2 protein-coding genes are annotated in these 1,602 nt (G+C 75.8%); one reads left to right on the forward strand and one right to left on the reverse strand.

The window, feature by feature from the left end:
* Nucleotides 1-401, forward strand: a 401-nt coding sequence (locus tag AOJ26_RS39670) for an acyl carrier protein (RefSeq protein ID WP_159044513.1), incomplete at its 5' end; no start/stop codon positions are given.
* A gap of 91 nt (nucleotides 402-492) precedes the next feature.
* On the opposite strand, the gene AOJ26_RS39675 is transcribed toward AOJ26_RS39670, so the two are convergent.
* On the reverse strand, nucleotides 493-1,515 hold the full coding sequence (locus tag AOJ26_RS39675; protein WP_053853196.1) for a lysylphosphatidylglycerol synthase transmembrane domain-containing protein: 1,023 nt from the start codon (nucleotides 1,513-1,515) through the stop codon (nucleotides 493-495).
* Nucleotides 1,516-1,602: the final 87 nt, after the last annotated feature.

The following is a 1,602-nucleotide window of genomic DNA, read 5'->3' on the forward strand; positions in this document are numbered from 1 at the left end:
GCCCCGCCGACTCCGCCGGGTCGGGCGAGGCCGGCGGCCTCGGCGGTGCCGGCGGAGTCGGCGGGGCCGGTCTCGCTTCTGTCCCGGCCGTCCCCGGTGTCCCGCGCGCGATCGCCCCTTCGCCTCCCAGCCGTGAGGCGCCTGTCACCGATGCCGCCGCGATCGATCCCCAGGCCGCCTTCGCCGATCTCGGGCTCACCTCCACGGGAGCGATGGCCCTGGGGCACCGGCTCGGTCTCCGGACCGGGCTGCGGCTCCCGGCCACCCTGGTCCGGGACCACCCGACGCCCGCCGCGGTCGCCGCCCACCTGGACGAGCGGCTCTACGGTCGCCGGAGCGGGACCGGCCGCGTCGGACGGCCGTCCAGTCGTCCGGGACCGGCGGGACCGACGCCCGCGTGATCACCGGGGAACCGGAGGCGGTCGAGGAGGAGGGACCGGCGGGCGTGCGCCCGGGCACGCGCGCGGCACCCTCAAGGGGGCACTGCTCTGCTCACAGGACCTTCCGGTGCACCAGTGCCGACATGCACAGCACCCCGGGCAGCAGGGGCAGCCACACCGTCAGGACGCGGTAGCCGATCAGAGTCGCGGTCCCGACGCTCACCGGGACGCCGTAGACGGCGAGGGTGAAGACCATGGCCGCGTCCACCGGCCCGATGCCGCCGGGCGCGGGCACGGAGCCCACCGCACTGCTCGCGGCGAGGTACGCGAACGCGACCTGCGCCCAGGACAGCGTCACCCCCAGCGAGGCGCCGACCGCGTGGATCACGCTCGCCTGGAGCAGCGGCGCGGCGGCCGCGCCGCCCCACAGGGCGAGGATCCGGCTGGGCATGGTGTGCAGCCTGCGGGCGTCGGTGAGGGCGGTGCGCACGAACCCGACCGCCGGTCGGCGCAGCGGGCGGACCAGGGTCACCAGCAGGAGGGTGGCAGCGAGTCCGAGTCCCGCGGCCACCAGGGGCAGGAACAGCATGCGCCGGTCCGGGACGAGATCGCCGAGCCGCAGCAGATCGGGCAGCGCGACCACGAAACCGATCAGCACGAGGGTCTTGGCGATCGGCCTGACCAGCGAGTACAGGGCGAGCGAGGCGGTGGCCCGGGCCAGCGGCACGCCCTGCCCCTGGAGGAAGCGCAGGGTGACGGCGTGGGCGCCGAGGCTCGCCGGCAGTACGTGGTTGGCGGCACCGGCGGCGAACTGCGAGGCCACCAGCAGCCCCGGCGGCAGCCGCTCGGGCAGCGCGCCCTGCCGTACGACGGAGGCGGAGAGCCAGCCCAGGCAGGTGAAGAGGAACCCGACGAGCAGCCAGCCCGGGTCGGCCGAGGCCAGTCGCGCGGTGCCCGCGGACAGGGCACGCCAGTCCAGCACCGCCCAGACGCCGATGAGCAGGAGGGGGAGCACGGTGAGCAGGCGGCGGGTGAGACGGGACAGCGAGCGGCGGGAACCGGCGGGAGCGGGGGCCGGGACGCCGACCGGGAGCGGAGCCGGGGCCCTTCGAGCGGAAGCAGGGACACGGCGCACGTCGTCCTTTCGCGTCACACCCGTGGTGGGACACGGGGCATGGCAGAGGCAAGGCGATGCAGAGGGGACGAGCGAAACGTTCCCGCT

Origin of the sequence: Streptomyces sp. NRRL B-24085, assembly GCF_001282115.1 — a bacterium.
In the GTDB taxonomy this organism is placed as follows: Bacteria; Actinomycetota; Actinomycetes; order Streptomycetales; family Streptomycetaceae; genus Streptomyces.